This window comes from Stenotrophomonas indicatrix (genome assembly GCA_041545745.1).
GTDB lineage: Bacteria > Pseudomonadota > Gammaproteobacteria > Xanthomonadales > Xanthomonadaceae > Stenotrophomonas > Stenotrophomonas indicatrix_A.
Window position 1 is genome coordinate 3,269,175 of record CP168152.1, and the last position, 18,441, is coordinate 3,287,615.

The window sequence follows — 18,441 nt, forward strand, 5'->3', positions numbered from 1 at the left end:
TCAGAACAGGTCGGCGTGGCTGAAGCCGAAGTCGACCAGTTCGGCATCGGTGATCGGTCCCTGCCGCGCATACAACGCGCGGGCACTGGGCCGTTCGCTGGGTTGCAGCAGCGCCGTATTGCGATCGAAGTCGCTGCCGATCACGACGAAAACAGCACGTGACGGCCAAGCGGCGCTGAACTCGGCCAGCGACAGGCTGCGGTTGCCCAGGATCGGATCGGCCACTTCCACCACACCATCGCGCACCTGCTTGAGCACCACGAAATGCCGGAAGCCGCGTACATCCATCAGCACCAGGCCAGGAACCCGCAACGTGCGCAGGCGCGATTCATCGATGCGATAGCCGCGTCCACGCATGCCCAGCGATTCGACATAGCGTTTGATGTCCAACAACGAGAAACCGCGTTCCTTGACCAGCTGTGGATCGGATACCCCCATCATTCCCTCGATCACCGTCGCCTCGGTGGTGTCCAGGTGGTAGGCATAACGCAGGATGGTGGCCAGAGCGGCCGCCCCGCAGCTGTAATCGGTGTGCTGCCGCACCAGGTTGCGGTAACGCCGCTCCTGCATGCTTTCCACCTTCTGCTGCAGCAGCGCGCCATTGGGCAGCACCCCGCTGAACACCACCTCGCCTGCCCAGCCAGATGCGCTGGTCAACAGCAGCAGGCAGGGCAGCAGACGCAACCACCAGCGATGACCGGCCATGCCGTTCTCCACGAGAAGGAAGGGGCCCCTGCCCCAAGGGGGAGGAGGGACAGGGGCCCCCGGGGGAACCCGGCCATTGGCGGATGGCCGGGCTTGTTGCGCTCAACGCAGGTTCGCTGCGAAAGCGGTCACACCGTGGATCACTCGCCGCCGCCGGTCCCACCGCCGGTGCTCGGCTGCGCCACGGCCAATGCCAGGCTGTTGGCCTGCAGGTTGCCGGTACCCGATGCCACGTTCACGCCGATGTTGCCGGACGCGCCGGAGAACGCGCTGCCGGACAGTGCCGAGGTGTTGGTCGCATTGACGTTCACCCAGCGGGTGGTGCTGACCGTGCCACTGAGGCTGGCATACAGGTCGGCCACGCCCAGTTCGACGAACTGGCTGGTGCCGCTTTCACGCGTGTCGAAGCCCAGGCCACCCACTCCCGGCCGGTTCGGGTTCATCGTTGCGTTCTGGATCTCGTTGTCCAGATCGATGTGCCCAGTCGCGTTGCCACCCGGATGCGGCAGATCGCCACTCCACGTATCGAGGTAGTAGTTGGCCATCTGGTAGGCATTGCCGGTGCCGCGATAGGTACCGGCACCCACGGCCAGGGTACCGCCAGCGACGCGACCGCTCAGGCCGACCTGCACCGTATCGGTGTAGGACTGCACGAAGCCGGCGTTGGACACGGTGTTGCCGGTGGACACCTGGTTGGAGCTGATGCTCGACTGCGCCATCGCACTGGTGGCTACCGAGGCAGCGAGTGCGTTCTTCTGCTCGTTGTTGTTGCCCGAGGCGATGTTCACGCCGATGTTGCCCGAGGCACCGCCGAAGGCATTGCCACCGAGGCCAGCGGCGTTGGTGACGCCGGAGTTCATGGTGGTGTTGCCGAAGCCGGCCTGGTTGACGAACACCTCGGCGTCGGCCATGCCGAAGCTGAAGGACGCATCCGCAGCCGACAGCGACGCAGCGTTGTCCTGCGCGTTGTTGTCGCCAGCCACCACGTTGAAGCCGAGGTTGCCGGAGGCACCGGCGCCGACATCATCGGCGATCGAAGCGCTGTTGGTGACCAGGCTGTTGCCGGTGACGTTGTTGCTGATCGACTGGCGGTTGTCGATCACGGCAATGGCTGCCGAATCCAGATCGATGTCACCGGTGATGGTCGGATCGCCGGAGAAGTTGATGTCCGAACTCAGCCGCAGGTCCTTCTCCAGGTTCACGTCGACGCCGTGGTTGTTCTTTTCCTTGCGCTCGTCGGCCTGGATGTTGCTGTTCTTCTGCACCTGCTCGTTGACGTTCACCGTGCGGGTGCGGCTCACGTTCGAGGTGTCGGTGTTGTTGCGTACCGTGGTGTTGGTGCGGGTCCAGTTGCGGACTTCGTTGTCGGTGTGGTTGTGCGTGTCGTTGCGGGTTTCGGTCACGACATGGTTGTGGTTGATGTTCGCATTGGCGTTCTGGTTGTCCCAGCCATTGGCCGCAGCAGCGGTCGAGGCAGTGGCAATTGCCATGGCGAGTACGGTCTTTTTGACAGTCGCTTTCATGGTGCCCTCTCTCTCATCAGGTGATTGGTTCGGGTGGGTGGTACTCACGGGTTGCCCTGCACGACCAGGCCCAGAACATTGGCCGTATCGTTTCGCGCTCCCGCGATCTGATTGAGTTGCAGGACACCGTCGAAGCCCCGCAGTGCCGTCGACGAAACGCCGACACTGCGGATACCCGCCGCAACACCGTTACCGGTATCGCCCTGCCCCCCTGCTGACGCGATGTCCGAGGCGGCCAACGCCGTGTCATCGGACTCGCGTATTCCTTGCCGGGCCAGCGTCGCGCTGACGACGTTGAGCGTCGTGTTGGCGATGCCGCTGGCCTGGTTGATCGATGCAATGCCGCTGGCGCCTGCCAGCGCTTGGCCGGCAATGTGTGCACTGGCTTCCAGTGGTGCTGACAGCACGACGTCGTTGCTGTGCTGCTGCCGCGCAGCGATGGCCACGTCGGCGCGGTCGCCGCTGGCCATGCCATGCAGGTTGGCCTGGATGTTGAGATCGCCCGCCGCCTGGTTGATGGCGATGGCGCCGCTGGCTCCCGCCAGTGCACGGCCATCGATGCGGGTCACGTCGAGGTAGGCCAGCATGCCGCTGTAGTCTTCGGCCAACACTGCGGCCGGCACAACCAACAAGGCCGCCAGCAGCACTGTGCGCTTCACTTGCCACCCGCCTGCGCAGGTGCGCCCAGCGGGAACTGCGACAGTGCGCCGCGCACGGTATCGCCGATGCCGCGTGTGGTATTGCCGACCGCACCCAGCGGGCCGCTCATCGCACCGCTGAGGCTGCTGCCGCTGATCATCCCCTCGCCCGAGCGGCCAAGGGTTCCGCCCAGGGCCTGTTGGGTCACCCGCTCGACGGTGGTGACACCGTGCGCCTGCACACTGCCGGACTGACCGGCGCCGAGACCGGCGTAGTCGTCATCGCTGAGTTCATCCATGCCACTGGGAGCGGCGCTGCTGCCGAGTGCGGCGGCGATCTCATGTTGCGGCTTCGGATCGGCGATCAACGCCACGCCGGGCGGCGCCATGCGGTAGGCCGGGCGCGTGGCGACGTCACGCAGCAGGACGATCTCGCCCGGCTGCGCCTTCACCCCTTGCCGCGCCCCCGAAGCAGCGGCCGCCAGTGGAACGACCAGCACCAGCAGCAGCGCCAGCTGCCGGCCAGAAACAGTGAAAAGGGTGGTGCTGCCGTCCATGCCGCTCTCCCGTTGCCTATGCGCAGGGAGTGAGCAGCTTTCGTGCCAACTCCGGGAGGCTGTCGCAGCAGGGGTTTGACCGGCAACAGCACGGCGGCATGACGCGGCAGTGTTACAACTTCGTTCGGATTTCGTTGGCCTTAACGCGCAGGAAACACCACTGCGCAAGGCGCCATCGGGGCTGTATCAGTAGTGTTACAGGTACTGATACAGCCCGATGCAGTGCCGCTTCAGGCGCGCGGCGGGCTCGGGTCGGGATCATCGATGCCGACGTTGGTGGACGGGTTGTCGTACACCGTCTGGTCGAGCAGGCCGGTTTCCTTGGCCACCAGCACCGGCACCAGCATCTGGCCCGTCACGTTGGTCATCGTGCGCATCATGTCCAGGATACGGTCGATCGCGTACAGATAGCCGATGGTTTCCAGCGGCAGGTTGGCCGCGCTCAGCACCACCGTCGCCATGATCACCGCCGTACCCGGCACGCCGGCAGTGCCGAAGCTGCCCAGCACCGAAGCGATCAGCACCACCACGTACTGCTCCGGCGTCAGCGGCACACCGCTGTACTGGGCAATGAACACCGCGCACAGCGCCGGATAGATCGCACCGCAGCCGTCCATCTTGATGCTCGCGCCCAGCGGCACCGCGAACGAACCGTAGTCCTTGTTCACGCCCAGGTTGTGGGTGATCGAACGCAGCGCGACCGGCATCGCCGCGAAGCTGGAGGAGCTGACGAAGGCCACCTGCATGCCCGGCGCCGCGCCGCGGAAGAACTTCAGCGGGTTCAGGCCATGCGCCAGCAGCAGCGCGCTGTACACCACCACGATGTGCAGCGCGCAGGCCACGTACAGCGCCAGCACGAAGTGGCCCAGCGGCAGCAGCTTCTCGAAACCATAGCTGCCGACCAGGCCGGCGATCAGGCCGAAGGTGCCGATCGGGGTGACTTCCAGCACGAAGCGGGTCACCTGGATCATGATGTCGCTCATCTGCCCGACCAGCTTGCGTGCTTCGGTCACTTTCTCGCCGAGCTTGACGATGGCAAAGCCGACCAGGCCTGCGAAGAAGATCACCGGCAGGATCGAACCACGGCCCGCCGCCAGCACCGTCTCACCCGCTGCGTTGACCTTGGTGCCGATACCCGACAGCGCGTAGAACACGTTGGACGGCACCACATCCAGCAACACCTGCACCACGCTGGGCACTTCGCGCGGAACATAGTTGCTGGCCATCGACAGCTGCAGGCCACCGGCGCCGGGCTGCAGCACCGTACCCACGCCCAGGCCCACGCATACCGCGAGCGTGGCAGTGATCACGAACCACAGGAACGTGCGCCCGCTGAGCGCGGCCACCGATTTCTGGCCGTGCAGCGAAGAGATCGCGTTGATGACCGCGAAGAACACCAGCGGCACCGCGATCATCTTGATCAGGGTCACGTACAGCTCGCCGAGCGGGCCGAACCAGGTTTCAGCCGCCGGGCCAAGCGCCCAGCCGGCCAACGCACCAAGCACGAAGCCACCGACCACGCGCTGCCAGAATGGAATCCGCAGCCAGGCAGAGACCAGCTTCATAGGCAATCCAAGGGGGTAGGAAGGGATGCTGGAACGATAGCCCAAGGCGGGCCACAGAACGACCGCCCGCATGGCAAATCAGTGTGTCATCGGCGTGCCTTGCGAGGCCGGGCATAATGAACGTCCCGTTACACTTTGTGAGATCCCAGCGTCCATGCGTCGTTCCGTCTCCCTGTTGGCCGCCTGCGCCACGACCCTGCTGCTCGGCGCCTGCGCCAGCACCGCTCCCGCGTCCGCCCCGGCCGGCCTGAAGGTCAGCGTCGCCCCCGTCGCCCACCCGGCTGGTGAAACCCCGCAGTGGTGGTACCGCAGCGGTGCCGCCCAGGCGGCCGCCAATGGCGCGATGGCCGGCAAGGCCAAGAACGTCATCCTGTTCCTGGGTGACGGCATGAGCCTGACCACCGTGGCCGCCTCGCGCATCTACGAAGGCCAGCAGAAGGGCGGCTCGGGCGAAGAGAACCTGTTGTCGTGGGAGCGCTTCCCGGCCACCGCGTTCAGCAAGACCTACAACACCGATTCGCAGACGCCGGATTCGGCGGGCACCATGACCGCCATCACCACCGGCGTGAAGACCCACATGGGTGCGATCGGCGTCAGCGCAGGTACCCGTACCGACTGCGCCGACAGCCTGTCCAAAGGCCTGCTGACCTGGCTGCAGCTGGCCGACAGCGCCGGCCTGGCCACCGGCGTGGTGTCCACCGCACGCCTGACCCATGCCACGCCGGCCGCGACCTATGCGCACTCGCCCGAGCGCAACTGGGAAAACGACACCGACCTGACCGAAGCGGCCAAGGCCGCCGGCTGCAAGGACATCGCCCAGCAGCTGCTGTCGACCTCCCGTTATGGCCGTGGCCCGCTGGTCGCCCTGGGCGGCGGTCGTGGTGAATTCACCACCGTGGAAGAGCGCGACCCCGAGTACGACGACAAGGTCGGCCAGCGCCTGGACGGCCGCAGCCTGGTGCAGGAATGGCAGCGGGCGCACCCACGGGGCGCCTACGTGTGGAACAGCAAGCAGCTGCAGGCCGCCGCCAACGCACCGGCGATTCTTGGCCTGTTCGAGCCGGACCACATGCGCTACGACTACGAACGTCCGCAGGACCCGGCCGGTGAACCGAGCCTGGCCGAGCTGACCGCTGCAGCGATCAAGAACCTGTCGCGCCATCAGGAAGGCTACGTGCTGATGATCGAAGGCGCGCGCATCGACCACGCCAACCACAGCGGAAACGCCTACCGTGCACTGACCGAAACCGTGGCCCTGTCCGATGCCGTGCGCGTGGCCAACGAGCTGACCTCGGCCGAGGACACGCTGATCATTGTCACCGCCGATCATTCGCACACCCTGAACTTCGTCGGCTACCCGGCCCGTGGCAACCCGATCCTGGGCAAGGTAAAGGACAAGGGCGGCGAAGACGGCGCGGGCAAGCTCGACCTGGCACTGGATGGCAACGGCCAGCCCTACACCACCCTGAGCTATGCCAACGGCCCCGGCCACACCGGCACCAGCAACCAGCAGCCGGCCGGCCCGAAGCGCTACCCGCACAACCCCAGCAGCTTCGAGCCGGCCAACGGCCGCCCGAACCTGCACGATGTCGATACCGAGCATCCGGACTACATGCAGGAAGCGCTGGTACCAATGAAGTCCGAATCGCATGGTGGCGAAGACGTCGGCATCTGGGCACGCGGCCCGGGCAGCAAGGCGATCCGCGGCACACTGGAACAGAACGCGATTTACCACATGATCGTGCAGGCCACCCCGGCCCTGCGCGATCGCCTGTGCAAGGCTGGTACCTGCGACGACAAGGGCGTACCGGTGGAACTGCCGGCACCGGCCACCTTCGAACGCAAGGCTGACAGCAAGTGATGGCCCGGCAGGCACGCCCTGCTCGGGTCAGCCTGCGCCGTGCGCGCTGGCTGGCCCTGCTGGGCGTGTTGGCCAGCACCTGCGCGTCAGCGCAGGGGCCTGCCTGCAAGGTCATGACCGAAGAACACGGGCTGTGGATGTTGCCCGGCTGCGAGGTCGTCGATCAGAAGCCGCAGATCAGCGCGGACACCCTGCAGGATCTTCCCTACGACGGCGATGGCCTGGCGCTGGTACAGACCGCCGATGGCTTCCACTACGTCGACCGTCGCGGCCGCAGCCAGGCGGTGATCGCCTGGGACAACGGCGCAGACTCCCTGCAGGAAGGCCTGTTCCGCGGCCGCGTCGGCGATCGCGTGGGTTATTTCAACGCCGCCTTCGAGCAGGTGATTGCGGACACGTTCGATTTTGCCTGGCCGTTCCAGGACGGCGTGGCCGAGGTCTGCAACGGCTGCCGCCGAGGTACACCCGATGCCGATGGCCACACGCCGATGGAAGGCGGCGAGTGGTTCCGCATCGATCGTTCCGGTCGCCGGCTGAAGTAAGGCGTTTATCGGCAGGGCGGCGCCCTGCACCTGCCGAAGCAACAGCAACGGCCGAAGCAACAGCCAAAGCGGCATTGCGTGGGATGGCGGTGCGCTGTGGGTTTGCGGGGACGCCGTGAATCCGTCCATGGAGGCTTGGTCGCCGCATCCATGCGGCTCACACCCCGCAAACCCACAGTGCCCCGCCTTCGACAGTTGGCCGGTGGCCAGTAGATCCACGCCATGCGTGGATGAATCTCTGTCAGATATCGAAATCAATCTGGGGTCAGATCCGTGTCGACCAAGGTCGACACCCACCCAGGGCACGTATGCCATTCCAACAGATCGCGGAGATCTGTCGAAGGCGGGGTGGGTCCGGTTGCGGGGGCGTAAGCGCCATGGATGGCGCGACCGAGCTTACAGGGACGTACTTGCAGCGTCCCCCGCAACCGGACCCACCCCGCCATCCCACGGATAGCCCGCTGTTGCTGTTGCTGTTGCTGTTGCTGTTGCTGCTCAGGTTGCCGGCCAGCGGCCGGCACTACCGCAGGTGCAGGGCGCAGCCCTGCCGACCCACCCTATACTTGCCGCCGTGACCGCCTTCCCCGCCCTCGTTCCGCTGGATGCACCGCTGCTGGCCGGTTACAGCGGCGGCCTGGATTCGACCGTGCTGCTGCACTGGCTGTGGCAATCGGCGCAGGCCGCCGGCACGCCGCTGCGTGCCATGCATGTCCACCACGGCCTGCAACCGGCTGCCGATGATTGGGTGCGCCACTGCCAGCAGCAATGTGCTGCGCTGGGCATCGAGCTGGCTGTGCACCGCGTGCAGGTCACGCGTGAGGGCGGGCATGGGATCGAAGGTGCCGCCCGGCTGGCACGCCGCGCGGCATTCGCCGCCGAGTTGCAGACTGCGGAAACGCTGGCGCTGGCCCAGCACCAGGATGACCAGGCCGAGACCTTCCTGCTGCGCGCGTTGCGCGGCTCGGGCATCGATGGGTTGGCGGCGATGACCGCTGACAGCCCGCTCGACGGCCATCGGCTGTGGCGGCCATTGCTCGATGTACCTCGCAGCACCCTGCTGGCCTATGCCACCACACACGGCCTGCAGTGGATCGAAGACCCCAGCAATGGCGACGACCACGCCGACCGCAATTTCCTGCGCCTGCGGGTACTGCCACTGCTGCGCCAGCGCTGGCCGCATGCCACCGCCGCATTGGCCGGCAGCGCCGCGCATTGCGCGCAGACCCGTGCATTGCTCGATGAAGAAGACGCCGAACTGCTCACTCACCTGGAAGTGGCGCCCCGGGTGCTGTCGCTGGAGCTGCTGCGCCAGGTTGCGCCGGAGCGTGCTGCGCGCGTGCTGCGTGCGTGGGTGCGCCGTCATGACGCAGCACCGTTGCCGGCACACGTACTGCAGCAAGTGCAGAACGAATTGATGGCGGCAGGCGCCGATCGGCAATCGCAGGTGCGTTGGCAACAGCACGCCATCCGCCAGTGGCGCCAGCACGCCTACCTGCTGCCGGCAGAACTGCCGTCACTGCCGGAGGATTGGCAGGCGGCGTGGGATGGCCGCGCGCCGCTGCAGCTGCCCGACGGTGGCCAGCTGCGCCTGCTCGGCACGGACGGCTTCGAACAACCGCTGCAACTGCGCGCCCGCCAAGGGGGCGAACGCATCGTACTGCCCGGCCGTACGCATTCATCCGCGCTGAAGGACTGCCTGCAGCGCGAGCACCTGGCGCCCTGGCGACGCACGCAGCTGCCCCTGCTGTTTGACCGGGGGCAGCTGCTGGCAGCCGCCGATGTGGTCATTGCCGCGCCGATGCAGGCTTGGCTGCAGGCGCGCAATGCGCAGTTGCAGTGGTGTCCGGGCGGCTGGTGAATTGACCCTCGCGCGCGCGCCGTCCACACTTGTCGCATGGCCAAGAAGTCCCCCGAAAACGCCTCCCCGGTCGCCCAGTTCGAGCAGTCGCTCGAATCGCTGGAACAACTGGTGGAGCAGATGGAAACCGGCGAGCTGAGCCTGGAAGCCTCGCTCAGTGCTTACGAACGTGGCGTGGGCCTGTACCGCCAGTGCCAGCAGGCGCTGGAGCAGGCCGAACTGCGCGTGCGCCTGCTCAGCGATCCGGCCCAGCCCGAAACCGCCGAACCCTTCGATCCGCCCAGCCATGACGGCTGAGGCGTTGTTCGCGCGCTGGCGCGACCGTATCGAAAGCCAGCTCGACGCCGCCCTGCCCTCACCGGCCGATGCCCCGCAACGCCTGCACCAGGCGATGCGCTATTCCGTACTCGGTGGCGGCAAGCGCATGCGCCCCTTGCTGGTCTATGCCGCTGGCCAGGTGTTCGGTGCCCCGCTGGACAGGCTTGATGCCGCCGCGATGGCGGTGGAGCTGATCCACGCCTACTCGCTGGTGCATGACGACCTGCCGGCCATGGATGACGACGCCCTGCGCCGTGGCAAGCCCACCACCCACATCGCCTTCGACGAAGCCACCGCGATCCTCGCCGGTGACGCCCTGCAGACCCGTGCGTTCGGCCTGCTGGCCGATGCGCCGCTGCCGGCGGCATTGCGCGTGGCATGCCTGCAGACCCTGGCTCATGCCTCCGGCGCGGCCGGCATGTGCGGCGGCCAGGCGCTGGATATCGCTGCCACCGGCCAGCAGCAGTCGCTGGCAGCGCTCACCCGCATGCATGCGCTGAAGACCGGTGCGCTGATCCGCGCTGCCGTGCGCATGGGCGCGTTGTGCGGTGATGCGCCTGAACCGGTGCTGGCCCAGCTAGACGGTTTCGCCGATGCGCTCGGCCTGGCCTTCCAGGTCCGCGATGACATCCTCGATGTCGAAGCCAGTTCCGAGCAGCTGGGCAAGACGGCCGGCAAGGACCAGGCCCAGGACAAGAGCACCTTCCCTGCCCTGCTCGGCATGGACGGTGCCAAGGCGCAGCTGCGCGAACTGTCCGCGCACATGCAGCAGGCGCTGGCGGGCTATCACGAAGAAGCCGATGCGCTGCGCGCGCTGGCCACGCTGGCGGTGGAACGCGACCACTGATCGCAGCAATGGAGCTGCCGCGCTGCGCGCTCGCCGGGCATGGCCCGGCGCTACCATGCGCGCTCCATACGGAAACGCCCGGCATTGCCGGGCGTTTCTTTTTGCGTCGTTGATCGTTGCCGCTTACTTGATCAGGCGCAGCGCGAACGGGTAACGGTAGGTCTCGCCGTTGTTCGCCTTCACCGCAGCGATGATGCTGAAGACCAGGCTGAGCAGGCCGACGATCGGCGCCAGGAACGCACCGATGACCACGAAGGTCAGGATGATGCAGGCGAACATCGCGATGGCGACGGTGATCTGGAAGTTCAGCGCTTCCTTCGACTGGTCGGTGACGAAGGCCTTGCTGGCGTCATCCTTGTTGATCAGCCAGATGACCAGGGCGCCGATGAAACCGGTGAAGATGCCCAGCAGATGCGCCGCCAGGGCCATGGTGCGCTGGTCGGCCGGTACGCTGGTCGCCGCCGGGACGTTCTCGAATTCGCTCACGACAAAACTCCTTTTTATTGGGTGGTCTTGACCGACCGGCGGCAAGCCGGTCGCGTCAGGCGGGCCTAGCTTACGCCATCAATGGCATCAATCATTGCCGGCGATCGTCATCCGTCCCACCAGGATCGAGCCGGTGCGGATGTGCGAGCGCGGATCGACGTCGCTGCCGACCGCCTCGATGGCCATGAACATGTCCCGCAGGTTGCCGGCGATGGTGATGCCGTCCACCGGATACTGGACCTGGCCGTTCTCCACGCGGAAGCCGCCAGCGCCGCGCGAGTAGTCGCCGGTCACCCCGTTCACCCCCTGCCCCATCAGCTCGGTCACCAGCAGGCCGTTGCCCATCTGCGCTGCGATGTCCTGCAGCGAACCGGCATTGGCCGCCAGCTGCAGATTGTGCACGCCGCCGGCATTGGCGGTGGTCTGCAGGCCCAGCTTGCGCGCCGAATAGCTGCCCAGCACGTAACGCTGCAGCACGCCGTCGCGGACCAGTGCCGATGCGCGCGTGGCCACGCCGTCGCCGTCGAAGGCGGCCGAGCGCAGGCCGCGTCGCAGGTGCGGCAGCTCCTCGATCTGCATCCAGTCGGGGAACAGCTGCTGGTCGACACTGTCCAGCAGGAAGCTGGCCTGGCGATAGAGTGCACCGCCGGACACCGCCGACAGCAGATGGCCCACCAGGCTGCGCGCTACTTCCGGCGCGTACAGCACCGGCATGCTGCCGGTCGGCAACGAGCGCGGCTGCAGGCGGGCGACCGTGCGCTCGGCGGCGCGGCGACCGACGCTGGCCGGATCTTCCAGGTCCTCGCGGGCCAGTGCGCCGGTGTACCAGCCGTCGCGCTGCATGCCATCGCCGGTGCCGGCGATCAGCGCACAGCCGATCGAATGGTGGGTACCGCGCTCGCGACCGATGAAGCCATGCGAATTGGCATAGACCGACACGCTCTGCATGCTCGACACCGAAGCGCCATCGGAATTGCGGATCTGCGCATCGGCTTCACGGCCCGCTGCCTCGCAGGCCAGTGCCAGGTCCACCGCCTCATCGGCCTGCAGCTCCCAGGGGTGCCAGCCGTCCAGTTCGGGGAAGTCGCGGGCCATCAATCCGGCCTCGGCCAGGCCGGCGGCCGGGTCGTCCTCGGTATGGCGGGCGATCGCGCAGGCCTGCTCGACGGTGGCCAGCAGGCTGGCCTCGTGCAGGTCGGCGGTACTGGCACTGCCCTTGCGCTGGCCGAAGTAGACGGTCACGGCAATGCCGCGGTCACGGGTGGACTGCACAGTCTCCACCTCGCCGAGACGGACATTGACCTCCAGCCCGCGGTCTTCGCTGCAGCTGACCTCGGCCTGGCTGGCGCCCAGCGCGCGGGCACGCTGCAGCAGCTGCTGGGAGATGTCGGCCAGCCGTTCCAGCCGGGCCGGGCTGTCGTCGCCGACGGCGACTTCAGGGGCGATCACGTTCAATGCTTTATCCTGTGCGGGTTGGGCCCGGCATCACGCCGGGCGACTTTTTTTGAAATCAGGTATGGACGATGCGCGGACGCGACGAAGAAACCGGTGAATTCCACGACAAGAGCCGCAGCCAGAACCGGCGCGATGCGCTCGACGTCCTGGCCCTGGGCGAGAAGCTGGTGTCGCTGACCCCGGCCCAGCTGGCGCGCCTGCCGATCCCGGAGGACCTGCTGCCGCACATCGCCGAGTGCAAGCGGATCACCGCCCATATCGCGCACAAGCGGCAGCTGGCGTTCCTGGCCAAGCACATGCGCCGCGAGGACGATGCCGCGCTGGACGCGATCCGCGATGCGCTGGACGCCAACAGCGAGACCGGCCGGCGCGAAGTGGCGATGATGCACCGTGCCGAAGACTGGCGCGAACGTCTGATGAACGAGGGCGACACTGCGCTGGCCGCACTGCTCAACGATTACCCGCAGGCCGACCGCCAGCAGCTGCGTACGCTGGTGCGCAACGCCCAGGCCGAAAAGGCCAAGAACAAGCCGCCGCGTGCCTACCGCGAAATCTTCCAGGTGCTGCGCGCGCTGATGCTGCCGGCCGCGCTGGGCCTGAAGGCATCCGGAGAGGATGTCGAGGCCGACGAACCGGTCGACGACGCCGACGAGGACTGAGTCCCCGTCGGGCATGGCGGTGGCTGTGGCCATCGCCGTGCTCAGGCCTGGGTACCGCCGACGGTGATGCCCTCGATCAGCAGCGACGGCTGGCCGACACCGACCGGCACACTCTGTCCGTCCTTGCCACAGATGCCCACACCCTCGTCCAGGGCCAGGTCGTTGCCGACCATGCGCACCTTCTGCATGGTTTCCGGGCCGTTGCCGATCAGGGTCGCGCCCTTCACCGGAGCGGTGATCCGGCCATCCTCGATCAGGTAGGCCTCGGTGGCCGAGAACACGTACTTGCCGCTGGTGATGTCGACCTGGCCGCCGCCGAAATTGACCGCGTACAGGCCCTTCTTCACCGAACGGATCATCTCCTGCGGATCGTGCTGGCCGGCGCGCATGTAGGTGTTGGTCATGCGCGGCATGGTCATGTGCGCGAACGATTCGCGTCGACCATTGCCGGTCGGCGCCACGCCCATCAGCCGCGCGTTGAGGCTGTCCTGCATGTAGCCGACCAGGATGCCGTCCTCGATCAGCGTGGTGCACTGGGTCGGATGGCCTTCGTCATCGATGTTGAGTGAACCACGGCGCCCATCCAGAGTGCCGTCGTCGACGATGGTCACGCCCGGGGCGGCCACGCGTTCGCCGATCCTGCCGGCGTAGACACTGGTGCCCTTGCGGTTGAAGTCACCTTCCAGGCCATGGCCGACCGCCTCGTGCAGCAGCACGCCCGGCCAGCCCGGGCCCAGCACCACCGGCATCACACCGGCCGGCGCCGGCACCGCTTCCAGGTTCACCAATGCCTGCCGCAGCGCCTCGCGCGCGAAGGCTTCCGGGCGGCCATCGGCGAACAGCGCTTCATAGCCATAACGACCGCCACCACCGGAATAACCCGACTCACGACGGCCGTTCTGCTCGACGATCACCTGCACGTTCAAGCGCACCAGCGGGCGCACGTCGGCGCCCAGCACCCCGTCGGTGCGGGCAACCAGCACGGTATCGACGCCACCGGACAGGCTGACCATCACCTGCTTCACGCGCGGGTCGGCCGCGCGCAGGTAGCCGTCCAGGCGCTTGAGCACCTCGACCTTGGCTTCGTTGCCCATGCCGTCGATCGGGTCCACCGCCGGATACAGCACGCGCGCATCGCCGCGCAGCAGTGAGCGTCCGGTCTGCGCGCCACCTTCGCGCGAGATCGCACGTGCCGATTGCGCCGCCGCCAGCAGTGCACCGGCGTGGATGTCATCGGAATAGGCAAAGCCGGTCTTCTCGCCGGCAATCGCGCGCACGCCCACGCCCTGCTCGATGGAATGGGCGCCGTCCTTGACGATGCCGTCTTCCACGCTCCAGCTTTCACGCCGTGCGTGCTGGAAGTACAGGTCGCCGAAGTCCACACCGGGGCCGAGCAGTTGGCCGAAGGCGCGCTCCAGGCCAGCGGTATCCAGGCCACCAGGGCGCAACAGGCGATCTTGGGCAAGCGTCAGGGCGTTGTCAGTCATGGTCTCGATCTGGGGGTGTGAAGGCGGCCAGGCAAGTCCGCCGGGAGAAACGGGGACCGCGCTCAGCGCGGCGGCGGCGGTTCGGTGACGGTTGGCGGCACGGCCGGCAACGGCGGCAGGCGCGGCGGCGGTGCGGGTGCGGGTGCACGTTCGCGGCTGCGCTCGATCACCTCCACCTTGGGCTCCTTCCAGGGGCCGGTCACCTTGTAGGTGCGGGCACCGATCTCACCCAGTGGCTTGGACAATACCGCATTGGTGGCTGCGCCCAGCGCCGCGCCTACCGGGCCGCCGGCCACCGCGCCGACCACGGTCAGCAGGTTGCCCGCGCGCGGGTTGACGTCGATGGTCTGGTCGAACTGCTGCTTGCGCAGGTCGGCCTCGCCACGGATGGTGATGTTCGCTGCCGGCCCTTCGATCAGCACCTTGTCGGTACGGGCCATGCCCTCACCGAACAGCACACTGCCCTCGACCTGGTTGAACGCGAAACCCTTGGAGAAGAAGTCGCGGAAGTCGAACATCAGCCGCCGCGGCAGCTGGGTGACGCTGAGCAGGCCCAGCACGCGGCCGGCACCCGGTTCCAGCTCCAGCAGCTGGCCATTGCGGGCATTCACATCAAGCTGGCCCTGCAGGTTGCCCAGCTGGAAGTCCGACGGACCACCGGGCCACGACGCCTGCAGCTGGGCGTGACCGGAGCCGCCACGCAACTGGCCACCGTAATCGAGGTTCTGCAGCAACCCGCCCAGGTCTTCACTGCGCACCTGCGCATCAAGCGCGGTTCGCGAACCGCCACCCTTGCCAAGCCAACGGCCACGGATGTCGATCTCCTGGCTGGGGGCACGGAAGCGCAGTTCTTCTACGCTCAGGCCATTGGCAACCGGCCGCGTGCGCAGCACCGCCTGGCCCAGCACGACCTTGCCGAACTTCAGGTCGGCGATGTCCAGTGCGAACGGCGGCAGATTGGCCGGGTCCATGTCGTCGGCACCGGCCTGCACCCGTGCCGGTGCCGCCGTGGCGCCGGGAAGGGTCGGCAATGATTGCCAGTACACCCGCTCGAGCTGGCCGCTGATGGTGCCGCCCTCGGCGTTGGGTACGTTCAATTTGCCGGCCAGCGAGGGGCCATCCAGGCGCACGTCCAGCGCCTGCGGGCCAGGGTGCAGCTGCAGGCGGGTCTGCTCGAACACACCGCCGATCAGCATCAGCTGGCCGACCTGCACGTCGACCGCGCGCAGCGGCATCGGGTCGCCATCGCCACCAGCGCCACGGGCCAGGCCGATCCATTCCAGCGCGTCCAGGGTCGGGCTGCGGCCATTGATGGTCAACCCGCTGGGCGGTGGCTCGCGGTCGACACGGTCGCTGCCCAGGGTGACCTGCACGCCGGTCTGGTTGTTGTGGCTGCGCGCGGCCAGTGCCAGACGCTGGCCGAACGCCACATCGATGCGGCCGGCGCCCATCGGCAACTGCGCGGCCACGGTGGTCGGCAGCGGCTCGCTGGCCGGCTTTTCCAGCGGTGCCGGCAGGTCCAGGCGGGTGCCCACCAGGTCCGAGCGCAGACGCAGCTCACTCGGCGGCGCCGGCGCACCCGGTGCCACCTTCGGCAGGTTCACCGCGATGGTCCACGGCGAGGTGCCATTGATGTAGGGCTTCAGCCACGCCATTTCCGGTGCGCGGTCGATCAGCACGCCCGCGTCGAGCGTGGCTGCCAGTTCCGATTCAAAGGCCAGCCTGGGGTCACGCACGAAACCACCGGCGCGCAAGCTCAGCCGGCCGTCCTGGCCGAGGTGGCGCACCGCCAGTTCCTCGGCGGCAAAGCCATCATTGCGGTAGCGGGCCTGCCCGCGCATGTTGTCGAACTCCAGCTGGAAGCGCTTGTCGACCAGCTTCAGCCCAGCCAGGTCCACGGTGCCCTGCAGGTGGCCACCACCCTGGTCATGATGCAGAGGCTGCAGCAGGTCGAAATGCACGTTGGCCGGGCCGCTTGCCGCGAGGTTGTCCAGGGTGTCGCCGTATCCCTTGTGCAGCGGGCTCTGCCGCAGCATTGCCAGCAGCTTGCCGGCATCGCCCTGGCTGTCGGCGCGCACATACAGCGGCTGCTGGCCGAAGTCCTGGATGCCGGCTTCGAACTTCTGTACCGCTACGCCGGCCAGATCGCCGCGGCCCTGCATGTGGAAGCCTGGGCCGATGAAGGCGACATCGGCGTCCACCTGGCTCATCAACGGCCAGTCGTGCTGGAAGCGGATGTCACCGTTGGTGATGTGGCCGGTGGCCTCGAAGCGGCCGTCATTGTTGTCGAACGGCCAGTCGTCCAGGTCACCGCTGACCAGGCCGATGCCGTTGCGCACCTGGCCACCGGCCAAGGCCATGTCCAGCCAGTCGGTGGCGCCCTTGCTCATTTTGGAATGGATCCAGAAACGCTTGGCGGCGGTCATCGGCACGTCGTCCAGCTTGGCCGCCAGCTGCATCCACGGCCGGGTGCCATCGCCCTGGAACCAGAGGCCGCCGCGCACATCGGCGGCGTAGTCGGTGCCTTCCACGCGCATCGCCGGGGTGCCGATGCGCCAGCCACCGGCCTCGTCGCGCCAACCGACAATCTGTCCGGCCAGGTGCAGGTCGTGGCGCACGCCGAAACCGGTCGGCCAATCGAACTGCAGCTGGCGTTGCGGTTGCAGCTGCAGGCTGAAGCCATCGGCATCGCCCTCGAAGCGGCCGCCCAGGCCGCGCAGGCCCGGCGAGTTGCCAACGCTGGCAAAGCCCAGCGACTGCAGTTCGCCCTGTACCGACAACGGGCCATCCTGCTGACCGCGCACCAGCACCTGCGCCACGTCCAGCTGCGGCTTGGCCAGATACAGCCAACGCCGCAGGCCCGCATCCAGCCGGTCGCTAAGCGCCAGCGCGCGCAAAGCGATACCCGCCTGCACCTCCTCGGCCTGCACCTGCATCTGTTTGCCCATCCGCAATTGCAGGCCATCCAGCTGCTGCTGACTGCCATCGGCCTGCAGGCGCAGGCGCGGCGCCTGCAGCGCCCAACCGTCGGCCGTCCGCTGCCAACGCAGGCGCGCCTGCAGCCGTTGCAATTGAATTTCCGGGCGCGCAACGCCACGCATCGGCGCGCCTTCGATACGCAGATAGCGCAGGTCCGAATCGGTGGTCAACGCCACCGGCGCGAAATCGCGCAGGGTCAGCCACAGGTTGAGCTCGCCCTTGCCCTCGCGCAGGCGCAGGCCGCCGGCAGCCAGCAACGGCGACCAGGCGCGGAAATCGATCGGATCGGCACCCAGCCAGGCTTGGCCGTTGCCGCGCTGGCGATCCAGGTCCAGCACCGCCGTCAGCGGCAAGGCGTCGGTCTGTGCCCAGGCGCGCACGCCCACCCGCAGGCGGTCGCCATCCACGCGCAGGCGCAGGTCGATACGTGGCAGCGTGGCATCGACACCCAGCGCTGGCGCATGTACGCCCAGGCGGCCGCCAATCACCTGCAGTTCGCCCAGCCGGCGCAACGCATCCAGCGGATCGCCGCCAGCGCTGGACTGTGGCAGGCCGCGCACCGACCAGCGGCCATCGGCGGCCTGCTGCAGGTCCAGCGCCAGGCCGCGCAGGCGCAGTTCGGTCAGCGAGCGGCCCGGCAACAGGCCGCTGTACATCGACACCAGCACCTCGGCTTCACCGATGGCCAAGCCCTGGCCCGTGCCGATGCGCAGGCCCTTCAACTGCAGCAATGGACCGCGTCGGGTCCAGGTGGTGTCCAGGCGTTCAAAGCGCACCGGTTGTCCGGCGCGCGCGCTCAGCCAGGCCGCGATCCTGTCCGGATGGCGCTCAGCCAGCGGCAGCAGCTGGCTGAGGGTACCGACCAACAGGGCAAGCCCGACCAGGCCGACCGCGCATGCGGTGATGAAATGACGGCGGATCCTTCGCAGTCGCAGGCGCGGCGGCGCGCTCATCGGCCACC

Annotated in this window: 15 protein-coding genes; 6 read left to right on the forward strand and 9 right to left on the reverse strand. The window is 67.5% G+C overall.

Annotated features, from left to right (window positions below; translation table 11 throughout):
• From ACEF39_RS15030 to ACEF39_RS15050, 5 genes are all read right to left on the reverse strand, one after another.
• On the reverse strand, nt 1–705 hold the full coding sequence (locus ACEF39_RS15030; protein ID WP_100461139.1) for a C39 family peptidase: 705 nt from the start codon (nt 703–705) through the stop codon (nt 1–3).
• A gap of 140 nt (nt 706–845) precedes the next feature.
• Nucleotides 846–2,228 carry a FapB/FapC family functional amyloid domain-containing protein gene (locus tag ACEF39_RS15035; RefSeq protein ID WP_500285621.1) on the reverse strand — a complete coding sequence of 461 codons (1,383 nt, stop codon included), beginning with the start codon at nt 2,226–2,228 and terminating at the stop codon, nt 846–848.
• 44 nt (nt 2,229–2,272) lie between these two features.
• Nucleotides 2,273–2,887, reverse strand: a complete 615-nt coding sequence (locus tag ACEF39_RS15040; protein WP_500285622.1) for a FapB/FapC family functional amyloid domain-containing protein — start codon at nt 2,885–2,887, stop codon at nt 2,273–2,275.
• A complete protein-coding gene (locus ACEF39_RS15045) occupies nt 2,884–3,423 on the reverse strand; it encodes a FapA family amyloid fibril periplasmic chaperone (RefSeq protein ID WP_500285623.1) in 540 nt (179 codons plus the stop codon). Before ACEF39_RS15045 ends, ACEF39_RS15040 begins: the two co-directional genes overlap by 4 nt.
• 230 nt (nt 3,424–3,653) lie before the next feature.
• Entirely contained in the window at nt 3,654–4,988 is a 1,335-nt protein-coding gene (locus ACEF39_RS15050; RefSeq protein ID WP_500285624.1) for a dicarboxylate/amino acid:cation symporter, read from the reverse strand.
• A gap of 154 nt (nt 4,989–5,142) precedes the next feature.
• On the opposite strand from ACEF39_RS15050, the gene ACEF39_RS15055 reads away from it, so the two are divergent.
• The 5 genes from ACEF39_RS15055 (at nt 5,143) to ACEF39_RS15075 (ending at nt 10,414) form a co-directional block, all read left to right on the forward strand.
• Nucleotides 5,143–6,849, forward strand: a complete 1,707-nt coding sequence (locus tag ACEF39_RS15055; RefSeq protein ID WP_500285625.1) for an alkaline phosphatase — start codon at nt 5,143–5,145, stop codon at nt 6,847–6,849.
• Nucleotides 6,846–7,391: a WG repeat-containing protein gene (locus ACEF39_RS15060; protein ID WP_500285626.1), complete on the forward strand. Its 546-nt coding sequence runs from the start codon at nt 6,846–6,848 to the stop codon at nt 7,389–7,391. The genes ACEF39_RS15055 and ACEF39_RS15060 overlap by 4 nt, the downstream gene beginning before the upstream one ends.
• A 571-nt stretch (nt 7,392–7,962) precedes the next feature.
• Nucleotides 7,963–9,249 (forward strand): tRNA lysidine(34) synthetase TilS, encoded by a 1,287-nt coding sequence (gene tilS, locus ACEF39_RS15065; RefSeq protein WP_500285627.1) that lies wholly within the window; start codon nt 7,963–7,965, stop codon nt 9,247–9,249.
• Between the two features lie 36 nt (nt 9,250–9,285).
• Nucleotides 9,286–9,546 (forward strand): exodeoxyribonuclease VII small subunit, encoded by a 261-nt coding sequence (locus ACEF39_RS15070; RefSeq protein ID WP_006381978.1) that lies wholly within the window; start codon nt 9,286–9,288, stop codon nt 9,544–9,546.
• Nucleotides 9,536–10,414 (forward strand): polyprenyl synthetase family protein, encoded by an 879-nt coding sequence (locus ACEF39_RS15075; protein WP_500285628.1) that lies wholly within the window; start codon nt 9,536–9,538, stop codon nt 10,412–10,414. The genes ACEF39_RS15070 and ACEF39_RS15075 overlap by 11 nt, the downstream gene beginning before the upstream one ends.
• Before the next feature lie 123 nt (nt 10,415–10,537).
• On the opposite strand, the gene ACEF39_RS15080 is transcribed toward ACEF39_RS15075, so the two are convergent.
• Entirely contained in the window at nt 10,538–10,900 is a 363-nt protein-coding gene (locus ACEF39_RS15080) for a DUF4870 domain-containing protein (protein ID WP_500285629.1), read from the reverse strand.
• 87 nt (nt 10,901–10,987) lie between these two features.
• Nucleotides 10,988–12,355 (reverse strand): metalloprotease PmbA, encoded by a 1,368-nt coding sequence (gene pmbA / locus ACEF39_RS15085; RefSeq protein WP_500285630.1) that lies wholly within the window; start codon nt 12,353–12,355, stop codon nt 10,988–10,990.
• Between the two features lie 68 nt (nt 12,356–12,423).
• On the opposite strand from pmbA, the gene yjgA reads away from it, so the two are divergent.
• On the forward strand, nt 12,424–13,014 hold the full coding sequence (yjgA, locus tag ACEF39_RS15090; RefSeq protein ID WP_500285631.1) for a ribosome biogenesis factor YjgA: 591 nt from the start codon (nt 12,424–12,426) through the stop codon (nt 13,012–13,014).
• A 41-nt stretch (nt 13,015–13,055) separates the two neighbouring features.
• Here the strand turns inward: yjgA and tldD are convergent, their stop codons facing one another.
• A complete protein-coding gene (gene tldD / locus ACEF39_RS15095; RefSeq protein ID WP_500285632.1) occupies nt 13,056–14,501 on the reverse strand; it encodes a metalloprotease TldD in 1,446 nt (481 codons plus the stop codon).
• A gap of 62 nt (nt 14,502–14,563) precedes the next feature.
• On the reverse strand, nt 14,564–18,433 hold the full coding sequence (locus ACEF39_RS15100) for a YhdP family protein (RefSeq protein ID WP_500285633.1): 3,870 nt from the start codon (nt 18,431–18,433) through the stop codon (nt 14,564–14,566).
• Nucleotides 18,434–18,441: the final 8 nt, after the last annotated feature.